Below are 18,938 nucleotides of genomic sequence, written 5' to 3'. Positions count from 1 at the left end.
AGGGACGCTGTAATGACCGACATGGAACAAACGGTGCCTGGTGGAGCCACCTTGATTATTATTACGGGGATGTCGGGTGCCGGGAAGACCATAGCCGTGCAAAGCCTTGAAGATCTGGGCTTTTTCTGCGTCGATAATCTGCCGCCCGTTCTCATTCCTAAGTTTGCCGAACTGATTGAACAATCCAAGGGGAAGATCGCTAAGGTGGCACTTGTCATCGACCTTAGAGGCAGGGAATTCTTCACCGCTTTGTCGGAATCGCTGAATTACATCAAGACCGAATCCAGCATCGGCTGTGAGATTCTCTTCCTGGACGCTACCGACTCTGTACTGGTCCAGCGTTACAAGGAGAGCCGGCGGCACCATCCCCTGGCTCCCAAAGGGATGCCGCTCGACGGTATCCGGCTGGAGCGCCAGATGCTCGAGGATCTGAAGAACTCCGCCACTCTGTGCCTGGACACAAGCAATATGAAGCCGGCGCAGCTCAAGGACAAAATTGTCTCCCGGTTCTCCCAGCTCGGCAAGAACACACTCTCCGTCAACATCACTTCGTTTGGCTTCAAGTATGGTATTCCGATTGACGCCGATCTTGTGTTTGATGTCCGTTTTCTGCCCAATCCGCATTATGTGGACCAGCTGCGCCCGAAGACAGGTCAAGACAACGATGTATACGACTATGTAATGAAATGGCCTGAGACGCAAGCCTTCCTGACCAAGCTGCTGGATATGCTGCAATTTCTGATTCCCCAATACCGCAAGGAGGGCAAAGCCCAGATTATTATCGGTATTGGCTGCACGGGCGGGAAGCACCGTTCTGTGGCCATTGCCGAGTATTTGGGCAAAATGCTGGGGGTCAGTGAAACGGAATCGGTATCGGTCAGCCATCGGGATTCTGAGCGTGATCGGCATTAACGAGAGAAGGGATCATTAGTGGCTAAGGAACAGAGAGGGCGCCCGCGCATCGTTGTGATGGGCGGCGGCACCGGGTTATCTGTCATGCTGCGCGGCCTGAAAGAGAAGCCGCTCGATATTACGGCCATCGTTACCGTGGCCGATGACGGAGGCAGCTCCGGCATATTGCGCAGCGAGCTGCAGATGCCGCCTCCCGGCGATATCCGCAACGTGCTGACGGCTATGGCCGATGTGGAGCCGCTGATGGCCGAGATTATGAAATACCGCTTTAGTGCCGGGGAAGGGCTGGCCGGGCACAGTCTCGGCAATTTGATCCTGGCGGCGCTTACAGATATTTCCGGCGACTTTGTCACGGCTGTCCGTGAGCTTAGCCGCGTATTCGCCGTTCGCGGGCGGGTGCTGCCCGCGGCCGGAGAAGCCGTGGTGCTGCATGCGGAGATGGCTGACGGAACCATTGTTACCGGGGAGTCGAAGATCCCGGAGGCGGGGGGGAAGATCAAACGCGTCTTCCTGGACCCTCCCGATGTGGAACCGCTGCCGGAGGCGCTGGAGGCCATTGCGGAGGCGGATGCCATTCTCCTTGGTCCCGGCAGTCTTTACACAAGCATTCTACCGAACCTGCTCGTGCCGAAGCTGGCAGAGGCAGTGGTATCGTCCAAGGCGATCAAGATTTTTGTCTGCAATGTGATGACCCAGCCCGGAGAGACAGACAATTATACGGTCAGCGATCATCTGCAGGCGGTGTACGACCACATCGGTCTGCATTTATTCGATTACGTCATCGTCAATGACGGGGACATTCCCGAGCAGGTGCAGAGCAAATACGCCGAGAAGGGCGCGCGGCCGGTACAGCTGGACCGGGAAGCCCTGGATGGCAGATATAAAGTGATTGCCGACAAGCTGGTACTGTTTAAGACGTACCTCAGGCATGATACCAACAAATTAAGCCATCATATATATCAGCTGGTGGAGAACTGGATATCCAGATAACGATACTGAATTGACATGAAAGAGGTGAGCCCCTTGTCTTTTGCGGCCCTTACCAAAAAAGAGCTGACGATGGTGGAGAGCCAGCCTTGCTGCGAGAAAGCGGAGATGTCGGCGTTGATCCGGATGAACGGATCGGTGCAGCTTACCAGCAAAAAGGTTGTTCTCGACATTTCGACGGAGAATGCCGCGATTGCAAGGCGGGTATATTCTTTGCTTAAGAAATATTACCAGGTCCATATCGAGCTGCTCGTGCGTAAAAAAATGCGTTTGAAGAAAAATAACGTCTATATCGTCCGCATTCCTACTTCGGTGCAGGAAATTCTGAAGGATCTGCGGATCGTCTCGGAAGGGTTTATCTTTACAGATGGCATCGACGAGGAGATTGTCGCCAAGAACTGCTGCAAACGCGCTTATCTGCGCGGAGCATTCATGGCCGGAGGTTCGGTCAACAATCCGGAAGGTTCTTCGTATCATCTGGAGATCGCGTCGATGTATGAGGAGCACTGTAAGGCGCTGGTGGAGCTGGCTGGGGAATTTCACCTCAACGCCCGCTGCATAGAGCGCAAGAAAGGATTCATCCTATACATCAAGGAAGGCGAGAAGATCATCGAGTTCCTGAGCCTGATCGGCGCACACCAGGCCTTGTTCAAGTTCGAGGATGTGCGGATCATGCGCGACATGCGCAACTCCGTCAACCGTATCGTCAACTGCGAAACGGCGAACCTTAACAAGACGATCGGGGCCGCCGTACGGCAGATTGAGAATATCAAGCTGCTGCAGCGCGAAATGGGACTGGAGAATCTGCCGGATAAACTGCGCGAAGTGGCGGAAATCAGACTGGCCCATCCGGAGATTAACCTCAAGGAAGTCGGCGAGATGCTGAAAGGCAATGTCAGCAAATCAGGCGTGAACCACCGCCTGCGCAAAATCGACGAATTGGCGGACAAGGTCCGGAACGGCTGAATTATTTTTTTTCTAGTGTGGAAGAAGTTATAATGATATAATATTATAAAATTAATGTGAAATTTTTGGGCAGATCTCAAATAGGGGGTAAGCGTTTCATGACAAAGCACCCGGTAGTTGTACGTTTGAAGACGGGGCTCCATGCACGGCCGGCAGCGCTCTTCGTGCAGGAAGCGAACAAGTTTTCATCGGAAATCTTCGTGGAAAAAGACGATAAAAAAGTGAACGCCAAAAGCATCATGGGCATTATGAGCCTCGCGATCAGCTCCGGCACGGAGATTTATATCAGCGCGGACGGTGCAGATGCCGACCAGGCTGTAACCGCTTTGACCAGTCTTGTCAGCAAGGAAGAACTGGAGAACCAGTAATTTGTAACTTCTTAACATTGTGCATGAGGAGATAATGGCTGTCCTCCTGGCGGGAGGCGGCCGTTTCTGCCAGAAATATAAGGATTCTGGTACATCAGGTAGAATACCGTTTTCGAAGTTCGTCTGAAAGCCCCTTTGGGGCTTTTTTTATTGCAATCAGGAAAAAATATATTCTAACGGCTCAAGGGAGATATGCAACATTATCCAAGCTGCTCCGTCTATAGGGTACCAAAGCAAATTACGAAATCTGAAAGGGGATGCAAGGTATGAACAAATGGGGCAAGATGGTTGGTTCGGTACTGCTGGCAAGCAGCTTATTGGTAGGGGGAATGGCATTGAACGGTGCGTTTACAGGGCCGGAAAAGGCGTACGCCGCTGAGGAAATGCAGAAGAATATCGTTAGTGTGGTAGGCAAAGGCGAGCTGTCGATCAAGCCGGACGTCGTTTATTTGTCGGTAGGGGTCAGTACTTCGGCAGCTACTGCGGAGGAAGCGCAAAAGACCAACGGGGCGAAGATTTCCAAGATTACCGCTCTTCTGAAGAGCACTTGGGGCATTGCAGACAAGGATATTCAGAGCACCCAGTTCTATGTTCAGCCTAACTACAGTTACTCTGAAAAAGACGGACAGCAGGTAAAGGGCTACATCGCCCAGCACACGCTGGAGGTAACGTACCGTGATCTCGCCAAGGTCGGATCGCTGCTGGATGCCGTCTCCACCGCCGGCGCCAACAATATCGGCAATGCACGGTTTGCGATTGAGGATCCTTCCGCTTTTGAAGCTCAGGTGATTGAGAAAGCAATGGCCAACGCCGATGTCAAAGCAGGAGCCATTGCCAAAGCGGCCAAGCGCAGCCTGGGTCAAGTGGTGACTGTGATCCAAAGCGACGACGGCAACAACCCTGTGACTTATGTCGAAATGAACTCGATGGCTAAAGCGGCAGCCGATGCGGGCGCAGCAACTTCAGTGGAAGCGGGCGAAGTGAAAGTAACCACCCAGCTTAATGTAACGTACGAACTGAAATAACAATGGATTTCGCGGGAAGCGCAGGACTTGGCCGGTAGGGCCGGTGCGGCGCTTCTCTTTTCTTTTTGCAAGGCTGATGTGTGAAATCTCTCATAATGTTTAAGGATAGGTTACAAGCTATCAGGCAATTGGCCGATTTGCTTAAGAAACTGTAAGGTCCATTGTAACAACCGCAGTCTGCATATTCTTTATAATGGAAAGAGTGAGAAGGGGCGGAACGCCCTTGAAGCATTGGTACACTACATCTTGAACATCATAACTGCCAGTGGGAGGGGACGGAATTATGAATATTATGCTGAAGGAACAGGTACGCAAATGGAGCGCGGGAGTATTGGCGGCGGGTATGCTGCTTAGCGGCGGATGGCTGCCGGGAGAAACCGGGGAGGCTGCGGCTGCTCCGGATCCTGCTGCTCAGTCGAAAGCGGCGAATTCGGTTATTGTGCTGAAGGCCGATGGAAAGGTTACGAATCAAACAGGGCTGTATCAGGACGGTAAGGTATGGGTGCCGGTAACCTTCCTGCGGGATTCCCTCGGTATGGGCATCTCGTATGACAAAGCGAACAACGCCTACACAATCGGCAAAGGCTATAATCAGGTCCGGATTGAAGTATTGGAGTATGGAATATCCACCTACGTGAACAATTATTATCTCGGGGACTATGACGGCCGAATGATGAATAACCGACTGTATGTACCGGCTGAGTTATTGAGCGATTATTTGGGCTATAAAGGTGACCTCAGCCTGGCTACCGGACGTTTGAATGTGCTGAAGCAGGCACAAAACGCGATTACAATCACTACGGAGGTTTATGCGAGCGATCGTGAGGATGCACCTATCCGTATTGAATATCCGCAGATCAGCGGGCTGGCGAACAGCGAGGCGCAGCAGACCATGAATTCTATGATTAAGCAAAGCGTTCAGAAATTTGCCGATGCTTCAAAAGAACAGATCTCCCGCAAAGCGGAGGATGAGCGGCCCTACGAATTCGACGGCGGCTATGTTATTACGTATAACCGGAATGGCGTGCTGAGTCTTGTGCTCGACCAGTACAGCTACACCGGAGGTGCACACGGAATGAGTTACCGGGATGCATATACCTTCTCCCTGAAGGACGGTAAACGCCTGTTGTTGGGCGATCTGTTCGGGGCTAACCCGAATTACAAGAAAGAATTAAACGCCAAGCTCTCCAAACAGCTGAAGGCAGAGGGTGGCTATCTGGGCGGCTTTACCGGACTGAATACAGAGAAATGCTTTTACTTGAAAGATGGCAGAGCAGTGCTCTTCTTCCAGGTCTATGAGTATACCGCCTATGCTTCTGGATTCCCTGAATTCACGTTCACCTTCAGGGAGTTACTGCCGGACGGCAGCAGCCCGTTTGTTAAGTTGAAGTAACTGCTTCGTTACGAATACAGGCCCTTCGCTCCCTGGCCGGAGTGAGGGGCTTATTGTTGTGTGGTGAGATTATAGGGAGCCCCTTGAGGAGGGGTATTCTTTCTGGCCTACGACAAAGCCATACAAGACGATTTCCTGACCGAGATACTGCGAGGCCTCTTGCTCCTGTACAGCCCAGAGATCCATATACATATGGTCCAAAAGCATATCTTTGGTCAAAGTGTACTTGGAAGGCTCTCCCTCGCGGGAATGGATGGTATACCCTAGCTTCGCATCAAACTCATTATAGTAAAGAAAATAACGGCAATAGATCCTGAGATATTATCTCAAATAATCCCAGAAATATGAATACGCTTTCCAAAGGTTATATCTAAATAATTATTGAATGATTGTTATTTTTAAGTAACACAATCAGTTACCTGCCGTTACGCCTTCACCCTGTCCCTCATAAGCTGAAGCAAGGAGCGGCTTATTTTAACAGGAGGAGGATACGGATGAGCTATCAATATGCGGCGATCGGCGATTCTCTGACGACGGGCTTCGGGGCGCTACCGGGGAACGGTTTTGTTCCGGCTTACCGCCGGATGGCGGAGAGGAGGCTCGGCACACCGGTCAGCCTGACGAATCTGGGCGTAAACGGCATGACTACCGAGGGGCTGGAGCAGCGGCTGAAGAACGATTATAATTATCGAATGGCGGTCCGGGACGCCGAGCTGATTACGATTTCCATCGGGGGCAACGACCTGATCAAGGCAGCCAAGGCAGCGGGGAGCCGTCCCGGTGATTTATCACCGCTGCTGCAGAAAGCGTTCAGAAACTGTAGGCGGAATTTCGGGGATATCATGGGCACGATAGCGCAACTGAAGGCGGGATTGCGTAGTCCCTACATTATCCGTATAGTCGGGCTGTACAATCCTTACCCGCAAGTGGATGAAGCCACAGATTGGGTAAAAGCGTTTAACCGGTACGCCGCGGGCTACAGCAGTCCGGTCTGCGGTTTTGCTTCCATATATAATGAGTTTGCCGGCCATGAGCAGGCGCTGCTGTTCATCGACCGCCTGCATCCGAACGGACGGGGATATCAGGTTATTGCGAGTAAGCTGAATGGGCTTGGATATGGAAGACTTGGCTGAGTACCGCTACATCAAAATAGGCTGTCCTGACCTTTAACGGTCGGGACAGCCTATTGATGTTCTTGGCGATTATACGCCGGCAGGCAGCGTCTTCTCGATGACTTTGTCGACGATGCCGTATTCGGCAGCGTCGGCAGCGCTCATAAAGTAGTCGCGGTCCGTGTCCTTCTCAATGCGTTCCAGCGGCTGGCCGGTACGCTCGGAGAGAATGCGGTTCAGCTTGTCGCGCAGCTTGAGGATGCGGCGGGCGCGGATTTCGATATCCGTAGCCTGGCCCTGGGCGCCGCCCAGCGGCTGGTGAATCATGATTTCACTGTTCGGCAGGGCAAAGCGTTTGCCCTCGGCGCCGGCATTCAGCAGGAATGCTCCCATCGATGCGGCCATGCCGACACAGATGGTGGATACATCCGGCTTAATATATTGCATGGTATCAAAGATCGCCATACCGGCCGTGATCGAACCGCCGGGGCTGTTGATGTACAGATGAATATCCTTCTCCGGGTCCTCGGCGGCCAGGAAAAGCATTTGCGCGATGATGGAATTGGCTACCACGTCATTAACCTCCGTTCCAAGGAAAATGATGCGGTCCTTCAGCAGGCGGGAATAGATGTCATAAGCGCGCTCGCCGCGGTTGCTTTGTTCTACTACCATAGGAATATAACTCACGTGGAATACCTCCTTGAATTGGTTCTTCAAATGTGTTCATTTTTACTGTTACCGTATTAACCACATGATAAACAAAATCAAACAAAAAGTCAAAGAAAGTCAAACTTAGTTTCAAAAAAAAGAGCCATTCCATGGCTCTTTGGTTAATAACTATATAACTGTTGCTAAATTATGTACAATCGTGAAAATAATGGCGCGCCCGCCAAGAATCGAACTTGGATCTCAGGCTTCGGAGGCCTACGTCATATCCATTGGACCACGGGCGCAACAGAATTTATTATAATATACTTCTTTTCAAAATGCAACAATGTATCCAGGCCGAAGAGCAATTTCTTCATTCCGCTTTCTATAGACAAGCTATCAGAGTCTGAAAGCGGACCGGGAGACGAAATGTATAAGATGAAAACGGGTGGAGAATTATACTCTCGGAAGACTTGCACTCCGCGTAAGATTTGGGTAGAATATGGGTGGGACTTAAAAAGTTAACCCGGGACATTTTAAGACCACGAACAAGGGATATAGAGGAAGACGAAGTTGCAGGAGTGAAAGCATGCGTAATTTATTGGAAATCCAAAAGCAGCTTCTGCCTGATCTTATGGAAACCCTTAAGAGACGATACACGATTCTACATCAGATCATGCTCTCCGATATTATCGGGCGCAGGACGCTGGCAGCATCGATGGATATGACCGAGCGTGTGCTGCGCGCCGAGACAGATCTTCTGAAATCGCAAGGGCTTATTGAGATCGAAAGTGTTGGCATGCGCATCAGCGATGCCGGGCGCAGGCTGTTAGACCTGCTGGAGCCGATCGCCAAGAGCTTGTTTGGCTTGGATGATCTGGAAGAGAAGATCCGCACGACGTACAATTTAAGCAAAGTTATTGTAGTCCCCGGCGATTGCGAGACATCGCCGTTTACGAAGCGGGAACTTGGGCGCGCAGGCGCCAGAGCACTGCTGGGCGCGCTGAAAGGCAGCGATACCGTTGCCGTTACCGGAGGAACAACGCTGGCCGAAGTGGCCGACCAGTTGACTCCGCCGCTGTCCTTGTCTTACAAGAACGCGTGGTTTGTACCGGCCAGAGGCGGCCTGGGGGAAAGCATGGAAATCCAGGCGAATACGATCGCTTCGACCATGGCCAAACGGATCGGCGCCAATTACCGGCTGCTGCATGTGCCCGATCTGCTCAGTGAGGATGCTTATCAGTCGCTGGCGATGGATGCCAACATCGGGGAGATCGTCCAGATTATCCGCAAGTCGCGTATTATTGTGCATGGCATCGGGGACGCCATGGAAATGACCCGCCGCCGCAGGCTGGATGAGGCGACGATTGCCGACATCCAAGGTGAAGGCGCAGTTGCCGAATCGTTCGGCTATTATTTTAATGAAGAAGGCCAGGTTGTCCATACGATGCTGACGATGGGCCTCCGTCTCGAGGACATTATCCGCACCGAGGTTGTCATCGGCATTGCCGGCGGCAAGCGCAAAGCAAAGGCCATTCATGCCATGCTGCGTTTCGGCCAGGAGGATATCCTCGTCATCGATGAGTCGGCTGCTGTCGAAATCGGCAAGGAAATCGACATGCAACTACAGCAAGTGTTATAAATTCCAGCATATGGGGAGCATTCGCTGTTATTATGCATTATACTTAACATGTTGTCTTGACGGGTCTAATCCGCCTGTCTTGAATAAATAAAACGAAATTTAGGAGGAACTATTCAATGAGTGTAAAAGTTGGTATTAATGGTTTTGGACGTATTGGACGCCTCGCTTTCCGCCGTATCCAGAATGTAGAAGGTATCGAAGTGGTGGCCATCAACGACCTGACTGACGCTAAGATGCTCGCTCATTTGCTTAAATATGATACAACTCAAGGTAAATTCCAGGGAGACGTTGAAGTACATGACGGCTTCTTTAAAGTAAACGGCAAGGAAGTTAAAGTTCTGGCTAACCGCAACCCTGAAGAGCTGCCTTGGGGCGAGCTGGGCGTTGACATCGTTCTGGAGTGCACAGGCTTTTTCACAACTAAAGAAGCTGCTGAGAAGCACCTTAAAGGCGGAGCCAAGAAAGTAGTTATCTCCGCTCCGGCTACAGGCGACATGAAGACCGTTGTTTACAACGTTAACCATGACATCCTCGACGGCTCTGAAACTGTAATCTCCGGCGCATCTTGCACAACGAACTGCCTGGCTCCTATGGCTAAGGTTCTGAACGACAAGTTCGGCATCGTTGAAGGCCTGATGACTACAATCCATGCTTACACTGGCGACCAGAACACTCTGGATGCTCCGCATGCCAAAGGCGACTTCAGACGCGCCCGCGCCGCTGCTGAGAACATCATTCCTAACACTACAGGTGCTGCCAAAGCAATCGGCCTGGTTATCCCTGAGCTGAAAGGCAAACTGGACGGCGCCGCACAACGCGTGCCTGTACCAACTGGTTCCCTGACTGAGCTGGTTACTGTTCTGGAAAAGAACGTAACTGCCGACGAAATCAATGCAGCCATGAAGGAAGCTTCCGATCCGGAAACTTACGGCTACACTGAAGACGAAATCGTATCCTCCGACATCAAGGGCATCACTTTCGGTTCCCTGTTCGACGCTACTCAGACTAAAGTGCTGACTGTAGGCGACAAACAACTGGTTAAGACCGTTGCTTGGTACGACAACGAAATGTCCTACACTGCACAGCTGGTTCGCACGCTGGAGCACTTCGCAAAACTGGCTAAGTAATAACGATTGCCTATAAGCAGCATCTATAGAGCGGAAACAGAATCTCCTTGTTTCCGCTCTTTCTGAATGGATTCGTAACGAAACCAATTTGGGTGTGGAGGATATATAATCATGAACAAAAAAAGTGTGCGTGATGTAGAAGTTAAAGGCAAACGCGTATTCGTGCGCGTGGATTTCAACGTGCCTGTAGAAGACGGTAAAATCACCGACGATACCCGCATCCGTGAAACCCTGCCTACGATTAAATATCTGATTGAGAACGGCGCGAAGATCATTCTGGCCAGCCACATGGGACGTCCGAAGGGTCAGTTCGTGGACTCCATGCGTCTGACCGTTGCCGCTGAACGCCTGTCCGAGCTGCTCGGCAAGCCGGTAGCCAAAGCCGATGAGGCGATTGGCGAAGCGGTTAAAGCGCAGATCGCCGAACTGAACGAAGGCGATGTACTGGTACTCGAGAACGTCCGCTTCTACCCGGGCGAAGAGAAGAACGATCCGGAACTGGCGAAGCAATTCGCTGAGCTGGCGGACCTGTTCGTCAACGACGCTTTCGGCGCGGCTCACCGTGCGCACGCATCGACAGAAGGCATCGCCCATCACCTGCCGGCTGTATCCGGTCTCCTGATGGAGAAGGAACTGTCCGTTCTGGGTAAGGCGCTCTCGAACCCTGAACGTCCTTTCACTGCCATCATCGGTGGTTCCAAGGTTAAAGACAAAATTGACGTCATCAACAACCTCTTGAACCTGGCTGACAATGTTCTGATCGGCGGCGGCCTTTCTTATACATTCACCAAAGCTCAAGGCTACGAAATCGGCAACTCGCTGGTAGACAACGAGAAGCTCGACGTGGCACTCGGATTTATCGAGAAGGCCAAGGAACTGGGCAAGAACTTCCTGCTTCCTGTTGACGTTGTCGTTGCCGACAAGTTCGGTGCGGATGCCAACACCAAGATCGTTGATGTTACGGAAATTCCAGCCGAATGGGAAGGTCTGGACATCGGACCTAAGACCCGCGAGCTGTATGCCGATGTAATCAAAAACTCCAAGCTGGTCGTATGGAACGGACCGATGGGCGTATTTGAAATTGACATCTTCGCTGAAGGCACCAAGGCAGTAGCACAGGCTTGTGCAACTACAGAAGGCTATACAGTAATCGGCGGCGGCGACTCTGCAGCTGCTGCAGAGAAGTTCCACCTGGCCGACCAAATGGATCATATCTCCACCGGCGGCGGTGCATCCCTGGAATTCATGGAAGGCAAAGCACTTCCTGGCGTAGTGGCACTGAACGACAAGTAAGACCAGAAGGAGGCAATGCAACACTATGAGTAGAACCCCAATTATTGCAGGCAACTGGAAAATGTTCAAAACCGTTCCGGAAGCCGAGAGCTTCATCGCCGAAGTAAAAGGTGCAGCTGAAGTGGAAGGCGTGGAAACTGTAATTTGTGCGCCATTCACGAACCTGCCTGCACTTGTAGCAGCGGTGAAGGGCACGACGATCAAGATCGGTGCACAGAACCTGCACTTCGAAGATAACGGTGCGTACACAGGCGAAATCAGCGGCGTAATGCTGAAGGACCTTGGCGTAGAATATGTCATCATCGGACATTCCGAACGCCGGGCATACTTTGCTGAAACCGACGAAATCGTCAACAAGAAAATGCATGCGGCATTCCGCCATGGCATCACTCCGATTGTCTGCGTAGGCGAAAAGCTCGAAGAGCGCGAAGCTGACCAGACTAAGGACGTATGCAAAGTGCAAACCGAGGCTGCTTTTGCCGGCCTGAGCGCTGAACAGGCGGCACAGGTAGTTATCGCTTATGAACCGATCTGGGCGATTGGCACAGGCAAATCCTCCACATCCCAGGATGCTAACGAAGTTATTTCCTATATCCGCACCCTGGTTAAGGATCTGTATGATCAGGCAACAGCTGATGCGGTACGTATCCAGTACGGCGGCAGCGTGAAGCCGGAGAACGTAACGGAGTACATGAGTCAAAGCGACATCGACGGCGCACTCGTCGGCGGTGCCAGCCTGCAGCCTGCTTCCTTCGTTTCACTCGTTGAGGGGGCGAAGTAAGATGGCAGCACCAAGACCGGTAGCCCTGATCATCATGGACGGATTCGGGCTGCGCAATACGGATGAGGGTAACGCTGTTGCCCAAGCCAACAAACCGAACTATGACCGTTATCTGAAGCAATATCCCAACACTACGCTTACCGCGAGCGGAGAAGCTGTGGGTCTGCCCGAAGGGCAGATGGGGAACTCCGAAGTAGGTCACCTGAATATCGGTGCAGGCCGCATTGTATACCAGGACCTGACCCGTATCGACAAGTCGATCCGCGACGGAGAGTTCTTCGAGAACGAAACGCTGGTTGCTGCCGTAAGAAGCGCTAAATCGACCAGCAAAAAGCTGCACTTGTACGCGCTCGTCTCCGACGGCGGGGTGCACAGCCATATCAACCACCTGTTCGCGATGCTCGACCTGGCCAAGAAAGAAGATATGCATGATGTGTTCATCCATGCCTTCATGGACGGCCGGGACGTACCTCCGGACAGCGGCCAAAAATTCATTCAATCGCTGATTGCCAAGATCGAAGAAGTCGGCGTAGGTACTATCGCTACTGTCTCGGGACGTTATTATGCAATGGACCGCGACAAGCGCTGGGAACGCGTAGAGAAAGCTTACCGTGCCATGGTTTACGGCGAAGGCCCGAAATATACCGACGCACTGCAGGCTATCACTGCATCCTACCAGAACTCTGTGTATGATGAATTCGTTGAGCCAAGTGTCATCGTCGACAATGAAGGCAACCCGGTAACGAAGGTGGAAAGCGGCGATTCCGTTATATTCCTTAACTTCCGTCCGGACCGTGCGATTCAGCTGTCGCAGGTGTTCACGAACTCGGATTTCCGCGGTTTCGACCGTGGACCGCTCTTCCCGCAGAATCTGCACTTCGTATGCTTGACCACCTTCAGTGAGACTGTTCAGGGGTATGTGGCTTATTCGCCGAAGAATCTGGACAACACGCTGGGTGAAGTGCTTGTTCAGCAGAACAAGAAGCAGCTGCGCATTGCGGAAACCGAGAAATATCCGCATGTTACCTTCTTCTTCAGCGGTGGACGCGATGAGGAGCTGCCGGGCGAGACCCGCATCCTGATCAACTCGCCGAAAGTGGCAACCTATGACCTTAAGCCGGAGATGAGCGCTTACGAAGTGGCGGCGGCCTGCGTAGCGGAAATCGAAGCTGAGAGACAGGATGCCATCATTCTTAACTTCGCCAACCCTGATATGGTAGGACACTCCGGTATGCTGGAGCCTACGATCAAGGCTGTGGAAGTAACCGACGAATGTGTAGGCAAAGTTGTCGATGCCGTTGTCGCCAAAGGCGGCGTAGCGATCATCATTGCCGACCACGGCAATGCGGATATGGTATTTGACGAAGAAGGCCGTCCGTTCACGGCACATACGACCAACCCGGTTCCGTTCATCGTGACCAGCGAGAACGTCGTTCTGCGTGAATCCGGCATTCTGGCCGACGTGGCTCCAACCATCCTGGATCTGATGGGACTTCCGCAGCCTGCGGAAATGACCGGACAATCCATGATTGCCAGCCGCAAATAAAGGAAACAACTGTACTAAAGCTACAACCAAATCAATTGTTTAAAGGAGATTACTTAACATGACTATTATTTCTGATGTGTATGCACGCGAAGTCCTGGACTCCCGCGGTAACCCTACTGTAGAAGTTGACGTATATCTGGAATCCGGCGCTAAAGGCCGCGCTATCGTTCCTTCCGGCGCTTCCACAGGCGCTCATGAAGCTGTAGAGCTTCGCGACGGCGACAAAGACCGCTACCTGGGCAAAGGCGTACTGAAAGCCGTTGAGAACGTCAACGAAATCATCGCTCCAGAAGTTATCGGCATGGACGCTCTGGACCAGCTGGGCATCGATAAGCTGATGATCGCCCTGGACGGAACGCATAACAAAGGCAAACTGGGCGCCAACGCTATCCTGGCTGTATCCATGGCCGTAGCCCGCGCTGCTGCAGCAGCACTGGATGTGCCTCTGTATGTATACCTGGGCGGATTCAACGCTAAACAGCTTCCGGTTCCAATGATGAACATCGTTAACGGCGGCGCTCATGCCGACAACAACGTTGACGTTCAAGAATTCATGGTTCTGCCTGTTGGCGCACCTAGCTTCAAAGAAGCTCTGCGTACAGGCGCTGAAATCTTCCACGCTCTGAAGACTGTACTGAAAGGCAAAGGCCTGAACACTGCAGTTGGCGACGAAGGCGGCTTCGCTCCTAACTTCACTTCCAACGAAGACGCATTGTCCTCCATCATGGAAGCCATCGAAAAAGCCGGCTACAAGCCAGGCGTTGACGTATTCCTGGGCATGGACGTTGCTTCCACCGAGTTCTTCAAGGACGGCAAATACCACCTCGAAGGCGAAGGCAAATCCTTCACGCCTGCTGAGTTCGTAGACCTGCTCGCTTCTTGGGTGGATAAGTACCCAATCATCACAATCGAAGACGGCTGCTCCGAAGACGACTGGGAAGGTTGGAAGCTGCTCACTGAGAAGCTGGGCAACAAAATCCAGCTGGTTGGCGACGACCTGTTCGTAACCAACACTGAGCGTCTGGCTAAAGGTATCGAAGACGGCATCGGTAACTCGATCCTGATCAAGGTTAACCAAATCGGTACCCTGACTGAAACCTTCGACGCTATTGAAATGGCTAAACGCGCAGGCTACACTGCCGTTGTCTCCCACCGTTCCGGTGAATCCGAAGACAGCACAATCGCTGATATCGCCGTGGCTACCAATGCCGGCCAGATCAAGACAGGTGCTCCTTCCCGTACAGACCGTATCGCCAAGTACAACCAATTGCTCCGCATTGAGGACGAACTGGGCGAACTGGCTCAATACAACGGCCTGAAATCCTTCTACAACCTGAAAAGATAATCTCGCTTATTAATCTAAGCCGGGAACGGACACCCCGCAGCTATGCGCATAGCTGCGGGGTGTTTTTTTCCATATTAATAACAGATATATTGTACTACTTGCATGCCTGTGATATAATAAGAATGCTGTTTATGAAACGAGAATTCTATTTTTGTATAGATAGCGATGCTCGCACGTAGGAGGTGGAAGTGAATGGATATTTTTTTGAAAATTGTGCTTCTGATTTTTGCCGTAGGCCTGATCGCGGTCGTTCTTCTGCAGAAAGGGAAAAGCGCGGGTCTCTCCGGTGCCATCTCCGGCGGTGCTGAGCATCTTTTTGGCAAGACCAAGGCGCGCGGTATGGAGCTTGTGCTGCAGCGTGTGACTGTTGCATTGGCAGCTGGCTTCTTCATCATGTCAATTGTCGTAGCCATTTTTGTAGATTAGTTGTAGCCGGTAAGCCTTCGCTCTATTCATCGTGAATGGGGTGAGGGCTTTTTTGATGGCTGCAGAAGACCCTGCAAAGTGTTTGGCTTGGCTGTACGGCCCGGCTGCGCTTTGTGGGGTTGTTTATTTCCGGCAGGGATGCGGGGGATTGATTTCGTGTATACTAGGGTATGAGTATAAAGAGGTAATATTTACTTAAAGCACAGCAGATGACGGGGCAATATATATCATTGCCGGCAGCCGGGAAGCGGCTGCGAAAGGGCCGAGGTGAAGAGATTGATTACACAGGATACATTACTCGATTTTATGCGGGAGACCGCTTATAAGCCGCTGACCTATGACGAATTGGTCGGCCATTTTGGAATAGAGGACAGCGAGGCCTTCAAAGGCTTTGAGGAGCTCCTGAGAGAGCTGGAACAAGATGGACGGATTGTGCTGACCCGTAATGGACGCTATGGCGTGCCCGAGCGGATGGATTTGCTGCGCGGAAGACTGCAGGCGCATGCGAAGGGTTTCGCTTTTTTGATTCCCGATGACCGCGACCATCCGGATGTGTATATTCACGCCAATGATCTCAAAGGGGCAATGAACGGGGACATCGTGCTCGTGCGGATTACGTCAAAGAGCCCTTCCGGCGGACGGATGGAAGGGGAAGTCGTGCGGATCGTCAGACGCGGTGTGCTGCAGACCGTCGGCGTATTCCAGAGCTTCGAGACCTACGGGTTCGTGCTGCCGGATGACAAGCGGATTAACCGCGATATTTTTGTGCCGAAGCAATCCTTCATGGGGGCGGTTGACGGCGAGAAGGTTGTCGTTCGCATCGTTAATTATCCTGAAGGACGCGCAGCGGCCGAGGGTGAGATCATTGAGATCCTCGGACATAAGGATGATCCGGGGGTTGATATTCTGTCGGTGATCCGCAAGCATCAGCTGCCGGAGGCTTTTCCGGCGGAGGTGATGCAGGAGGCGGAAGCGGCGCCGGATTCCATTACGGAGGAAGAAATCGTGCAGCAGGGGCGGCGCGATCTGCGCGGTCTGAATATTGTCACCATCGACGGCGCCGATGCCAAGGACCTGGATGACGCCGTCAATGTGCAGCGGCTGGAGAACGGGCATTACAAGCTGGGCGTGCATATTGCCGATGTCGGCTATTATGTGCGCGAAGGCTCCGAGCTGGACAAAGAGGCTTATGACCGCGGCTGCAGCGTCTACCTGGTGGACCGTGTGATTCCGATGCTGCCGCACCGGCTGTCTAACGGGATTTGCAGCTTGAATCCGCAGGTTGACCGGCTGACCTTGTCCTGCGAGATGGAATTCAATGAGCACATGAAGGTTGTGAAGCACGATATCTTCACCAGCGTGATCCGGACTAAAGAACGGATGACCTACGCTAATGTGCGCAAAATTCTTGAAGAAGAGGACCCTGAGCTGCTGGAGCGTTACAAGCCGCTGATTCCCGACTTCCACCTGATGAAGGAGCTGGCGATGAAGCTGCGCGGTGCGCGGATGCGCCGGGGAGCGGTGGATTTTGATTTTGAAGAGAGCAAGATCATCGTCGATGAGAACGGTAAAGCGGTCGATATCGTCAAGCGCGAGCGTTCGGTGGCCGAGCAGATTATTGAAGAGTTCATGCTGGCGGCCAATGAGACGGTGGCGGAACATTTCCACTGGCTGAAGGTGCCGTTCCTGTACCGGATTCATGAGGACCCGGACCAGGAGAAGCTGCAGAATTTCATGGCTTTTGCCGCTAATTTCGGCTACCACATCAAGGGACGCGGCAATGCCATCCACCCGCGTGCGCTGCAGAGCCTGCTTGAGGACATTCAGGGTACCAAGGAGCAGACCGTTATCAGTACGATGATGCTGCGTTCGATGAAGCAGGCGAAGTATGATGCCGAGAGCACCGGTCATTTCGGCTTAGCCGCCGAATATTACAGCCATTTCACCTCGCCGATCCGCCGGTATCCCGATCTGGTCATTCACCGGGTCATCCGGGAAGTGATTGAGAGCGGCGGCGCACTGAACCAGAAGCGTCACGACTATCTGGCCAGCCGGATGCCGGATATTGCCCAGCAATCCTCCGAGCGTGAGCGCGTTGCGGTGGAAGCTGAGCGCGATACTGAGCAGCTCAAGAAAGCAGAGTACATGCTGGACAAGGTCGGCGAGGAGTTCGACGCGATGATCAGCAGCGTAACCAGCTTCGGGATGTTCATTGAGCTGGAGAATACGGTGGAGGGTCTGGTCCGGCTGAGCGCCTTGACCGACGATTACTACCACTTCGATGAGGCTCATATGATGCTGATCGGTGAACGCACTTCGAAGCTGTTCCGCATCGGCGACGAGGTGAAGATCCGCGTCGCCAAGGTCAACATGGACGACCATACGATCGACTTCGAGCTGGTCGACATGAAGCCGCGCGCGGCGGGCGAGCACCGCAGCTACGGCGGCCGCGGCGGCAAAGGCGGCCGCCCGGGTGCAGGCGGCTTCGGCAAGCCGCCTAAGGGCAAAGCCGCCGCCGGCAAGGGCCGCGGCGGCAAAGGCAAGCCCGGCAGCGGCGGAGCTGCTGCAGGCAAAGGCAAGCCTGGCAGCGGCGGGGCTGCTGCAGGCAAGGGCAAGGCCGGCGCTGCCTGGCGCGCCGGCGAAGCGCCTGCGGCCGAATACAGCGGCCGCGAGAAGCAGGGGCGCGGCCCGGCAGAGGCCGCGCGCAGAGCCTTCGCCGCGCTGAACGGCGGCGAAGGCGGGGCTGCGCCGCAGGGGCGCAGCGGCGCAGGGGCCGGAAGCGGTGCCGGGGGACGCGGCATCAGCTTCGGCTTTGGCTCCGGCAAGGGCGGCTATGGCGCCCATGGCGGAGGTGAGCTGCCGGGTGTCGACGCGAACACCCGGTTCCGCAGCCGCGAGGACCTTGGAGGCGGCTTCCGCTCCGAGGGACCGGGCGGCCCGGGAGGCAAGGGCCGCCGCAAAAAGACCAAGGGCGGCGTCTTCATCAACCCTGAGGTGACGCCGGGTACCGGAGAAGGCGGCGGCGGTGGGCGCCGCAAGAAGAAGAAGCGGTGAACCAGCCGCTTCGATAAGCCAGGCACCGCCTTGCAGCGGTGTCTGGAGTACTAACAGCGCTGCTTCCTGACGAAGCGCGCTGTTTTTATTTTGCATGGTTTAGAGCCTTTGTTCCTGTTTGGATCTTCCGCTTTCAATCCAACACTTCCTGACATACAGTTGTCAAATTGGCGTTAGAATGCGGCAAGGCGGCTTCTTGCTTTACACCGTTTTCTTTTGATACAATAAAGATCTGACGCTAGGATGAAATAGTTGGGTTTAGGCTGTGAAGCAACTATCCATCCGGATGTTGGAATATGATTCAAGGAGTGAT

16 protein-coding genes and 1 tRNA gene are annotated in these 18,938 nt (G+C 53.2%); 15 read left to right on the top strand and 2 right to left on the bottom strand.

Going from position 1 to position 18,938, the window contains the following annotated elements; all coding sequences use genetic code 11:
- Window positions 1-12 precede the first annotated feature (12 nt).
- The 7 genes from rapZ (at window position 13) to F1381_RS25855 (ending at window position 6,784) form a co-directional block, all read left to right on the top strand.
- Window positions 13-912, top strand: a complete 900-nt coding sequence (rapZ, locus tag F1381_RS25885; protein WP_151737720.1) for an RNase adapter RapZ — start codon at window positions 13-15, stop codon at window positions 910-912.
- A 57-nt stretch (window positions 913-969) separates the two neighbouring features.
- A complete protein-coding gene (locus tag F1381_RS25880) occupies window positions 970-1,902 on the top strand; it encodes a gluconeogenesis factor YvcK family protein (protein ID WP_187355576.1) in 933 nt (310 codons plus the stop codon).
- 33 nt (window positions 1,903-1,935) lie between these two features.
- A complete protein-coding gene (gene whiA, locus F1381_RS25875) occupies window positions 1,936-2,865 on the top strand; it encodes a DNA-binding protein WhiA (RefSeq protein ID WP_151737718.1) in 930 nt (309 codons plus the stop codon).
- Between the two features lie 98 nt (window positions 2,866-2,963).
- Entirely contained in the window at window positions 2,964-3,233 is a 270-nt protein-coding gene (locus F1381_RS25870; RefSeq protein WP_019914358.1) for an HPr family phosphocarrier protein, read from the top strand.
- Window positions 3,234-3,499: 266 nt separating this feature from the next.
- A complete protein-coding gene (locus F1381_RS25865) occupies window positions 3,500-4,258 on the top strand; it encodes an SIMPL domain-containing protein (RefSeq protein WP_151737717.1) in 759 nt (252 codons plus the stop codon).
- Window positions 4,259-4,541: 283 nt separating this feature from the next.
- A complete protein-coding gene (locus F1381_RS25860) occupies window positions 4,542-5,651 on the top strand; it encodes a PdaC/SigV domain-containing protein (protein WP_151737716.1) in 1,110 nt (369 codons plus the stop codon).
- Between the two features lie 494 nt (window positions 5,652-6,145).
- Window positions 6,146-6,784 carry a GDSL-type esterase/lipase family protein gene (locus tag F1381_RS25855; RefSeq protein WP_151737715.1) on the top strand — a complete coding sequence of 213 codons (639 nt, stop codon included), beginning with the start codon at window positions 6,146-6,148 and terminating at the stop codon, window positions 6,782-6,784.
- 69 nt (window positions 6,785-6,853) lie between these two features.
- On the opposite strand, the gene clpP is transcribed toward F1381_RS25855, so the two are convergent.
- Both clpP and F1381_RS25845 read right to left on the bottom strand, forming a co-directional pair.
- A complete protein-coding gene (gene clpP / locus F1381_RS25850) occupies window positions 6,854-7,450 on the bottom strand; it encodes an ATP-dependent Clp endopeptidase proteolytic subunit ClpP (RefSeq protein WP_151737714.1) in 597 nt (198 codons plus the stop codon).
- A 191-nt stretch (window positions 7,451-7,641) separates the two neighbouring features.
- A tRNA-Arg gene (locus tag F1381_RS25845) sits at window positions 7,642-7,716 on the bottom strand.
- 284 nt (window positions 7,717-8,000) lie between these two features.
- On the opposite strand from F1381_RS25845, the gene F1381_RS25840 reads away from it, so the two are divergent.
- From F1381_RS25840 to rnr, 8 genes are all read left to right on the top strand, one after another.
- Window positions 8,001-9,053, top strand: coding sequence for a sugar-binding transcriptional regulator (locus F1381_RS25840; protein ID WP_151737713.1), 1,053 nt, complete (start codon window positions 8,001-8,003; stop codon window positions 9,051-9,053).
- 116 nt (window positions 9,054-9,169) lie between these two features.
- A complete protein-coding gene (gap, locus tag F1381_RS25835) occupies window positions 9,170-10,180 on the top strand; it encodes a type I glyceraldehyde-3-phosphate dehydrogenase (RefSeq protein WP_151737712.1) in 1,011 nt (336 codons plus the stop codon).
- A 111-nt stretch (window positions 10,181-10,291) separates the two neighbouring features.
- A complete protein-coding gene (locus tag F1381_RS25830) occupies window positions 10,292-11,473 on the top strand; it encodes a phosphoglycerate kinase (RefSeq protein WP_151737711.1) in 1,182 nt (393 codons plus the stop codon).
- 25 nt (window positions 11,474-11,498) lie between these two features.
- On the top strand, window positions 11,499-12,254 hold the full coding sequence (gene tpiA / locus F1381_RS25825) for a triose-phosphate isomerase (RefSeq protein ID WP_151737710.1): 756 nt from the start codon (window positions 11,499-11,501) through the stop codon (window positions 12,252-12,254).
- A gap of 1 nt (window position 12,255) precedes the next feature.
- A complete protein-coding gene (gene gpmI, locus F1381_RS25820; RefSeq protein WP_151737709.1) occupies window positions 12,256-13,800 on the top strand; it encodes a 2,3-bisphosphoglycerate-independent phosphoglycerate mutase in 1,545 nt (514 codons plus the stop codon).
- 58 nt (window positions 13,801-13,858) lie between these two features.
- Entirely contained in the window at window positions 13,859-15,145 is a 1,287-nt protein-coding gene (eno, locus tag F1381_RS25815) for a phosphopyruvate hydratase (protein WP_151737708.1), read from the top strand.
- Between the two features lie 192 nt (window positions 15,146-15,337).
- Window positions 15,338-15,571: a preprotein translocase subunit SecG gene (gene secG, locus F1381_RS25810; RefSeq protein WP_151737707.1), complete on the top strand. Its 234-nt coding sequence runs from the start codon at window positions 15,338-15,340 to the stop codon at window positions 15,569-15,571.
- Window positions 15,572-15,847: 276 nt separating this feature from the next.
- On the top strand, window positions 15,848-18,625 hold the full coding sequence (rnr, locus tag F1381_RS25805; protein ID WP_151737706.1) for a ribonuclease R: 2,778 nt from the start codon (window positions 15,848-15,850) through the stop codon (window positions 18,623-18,625).
- Window positions 18,626-18,938: the final 313 nt, after the last annotated feature.

The organism is Paenibacillus tengchongensis (genome assembly GCF_008973665.1).
Classification (GTDB): domain Bacteria; phylum Bacillota; class Bacilli; order Paenibacillales; family Paenibacillaceae; genus Paenibacillus_AQ; species Paenibacillus_AQ tengchongensis.
Note: the sequence above shows the minus strand (reverse complement) of the source record. Positions and strands in the feature narration are given on the sequence as shown.

What these genes read in the sequence shown, in the direction of transcription:
- rapZ (WP_151737720.1), top strand. Translation starts at nt 13, where the DNA reads ATGACCGACATGGAACAAACGGTGCCTGGTGGAGCCACCTTGATTATT.
- F1381_RS25880 (WP_187355576.1), top strand. Translation starts at nt 970, where the DNA reads ATGGGCGGCGGCACCGGGTTATCTGTCATGCTGCGCGGCCTGAAAGAG.
- F1381_RS25870 (WP_019914358.1), top strand. Translation starts at nt 2,964, where the DNA reads ATGACAAAGCACCCGGTAGTTGTACGTTTGAAGACGGGGCTCCATGCA.
- F1381_RS25865 (WP_151737717.1), top strand. Translation starts at nt 3,500, where the DNA reads ATGAACAAATGGGGCAAGATGGTTGGTTCGGTACTGCTGGCAAGCAGC.
- F1381_RS25860 (WP_151737716.1), top strand. Translation starts at nt 4,542, where the DNA reads ATGAATATTATGCTGAAGGAACAGGTACGCAAATGGAGCGCGGGAGTA.
- F1381_RS25855 (WP_151737715.1), top strand. Translation starts at nt 6,146, where the DNA reads ATGAGCTATCAATATGCGGCGATCGGCGATTCTCTGACGACGGGCTTC.
- F1381_RS25840 (WP_151737713.1), top strand. Translation starts at nt 8,001, where the DNA reads ATGCGTAATTTATTGGAAATCCAAAAGCAGCTTCTGCCTGATCTTATG.
- gap (WP_151737712.1), top strand. Translation starts at nt 9,170, where the DNA reads ATGAGTGTAAAAGTTGGTATTAATGGTTTTGGACGTATTGGACGCCTC.
- F1381_RS25830 (WP_151737711.1), top strand. Translation starts at nt 10,292, where the DNA reads ATGAACAAAAAAAGTGTGCGTGATGTAGAAGTTAAAGGCAAACGCGTA.
- tpiA (WP_151737710.1), top strand. Translation starts at nt 11,499, where the DNA reads ATGAGTAGAACCCCAATTATTGCAGGCAACTGGAAAATGTTCAAAACC.
- gpmI (WP_151737709.1), top strand. Translation starts at nt 12,256, where the DNA reads ATGGCAGCACCAAGACCGGTAGCCCTGATCATCATGGACGGATTCGGG.
- eno (WP_151737708.1), top strand. Translation starts at nt 13,859, where the DNA reads ATGACTATTATTTCTGATGTGTATGCACGCGAAGTCCTGGACTCCCGC.
- secG (WP_151737707.1), top strand. Translation starts at nt 15,338, where the DNA reads ATGGATATTTTTTTGAAAATTGTGCTTCTGATTTTTGCCGTAGGCCTG.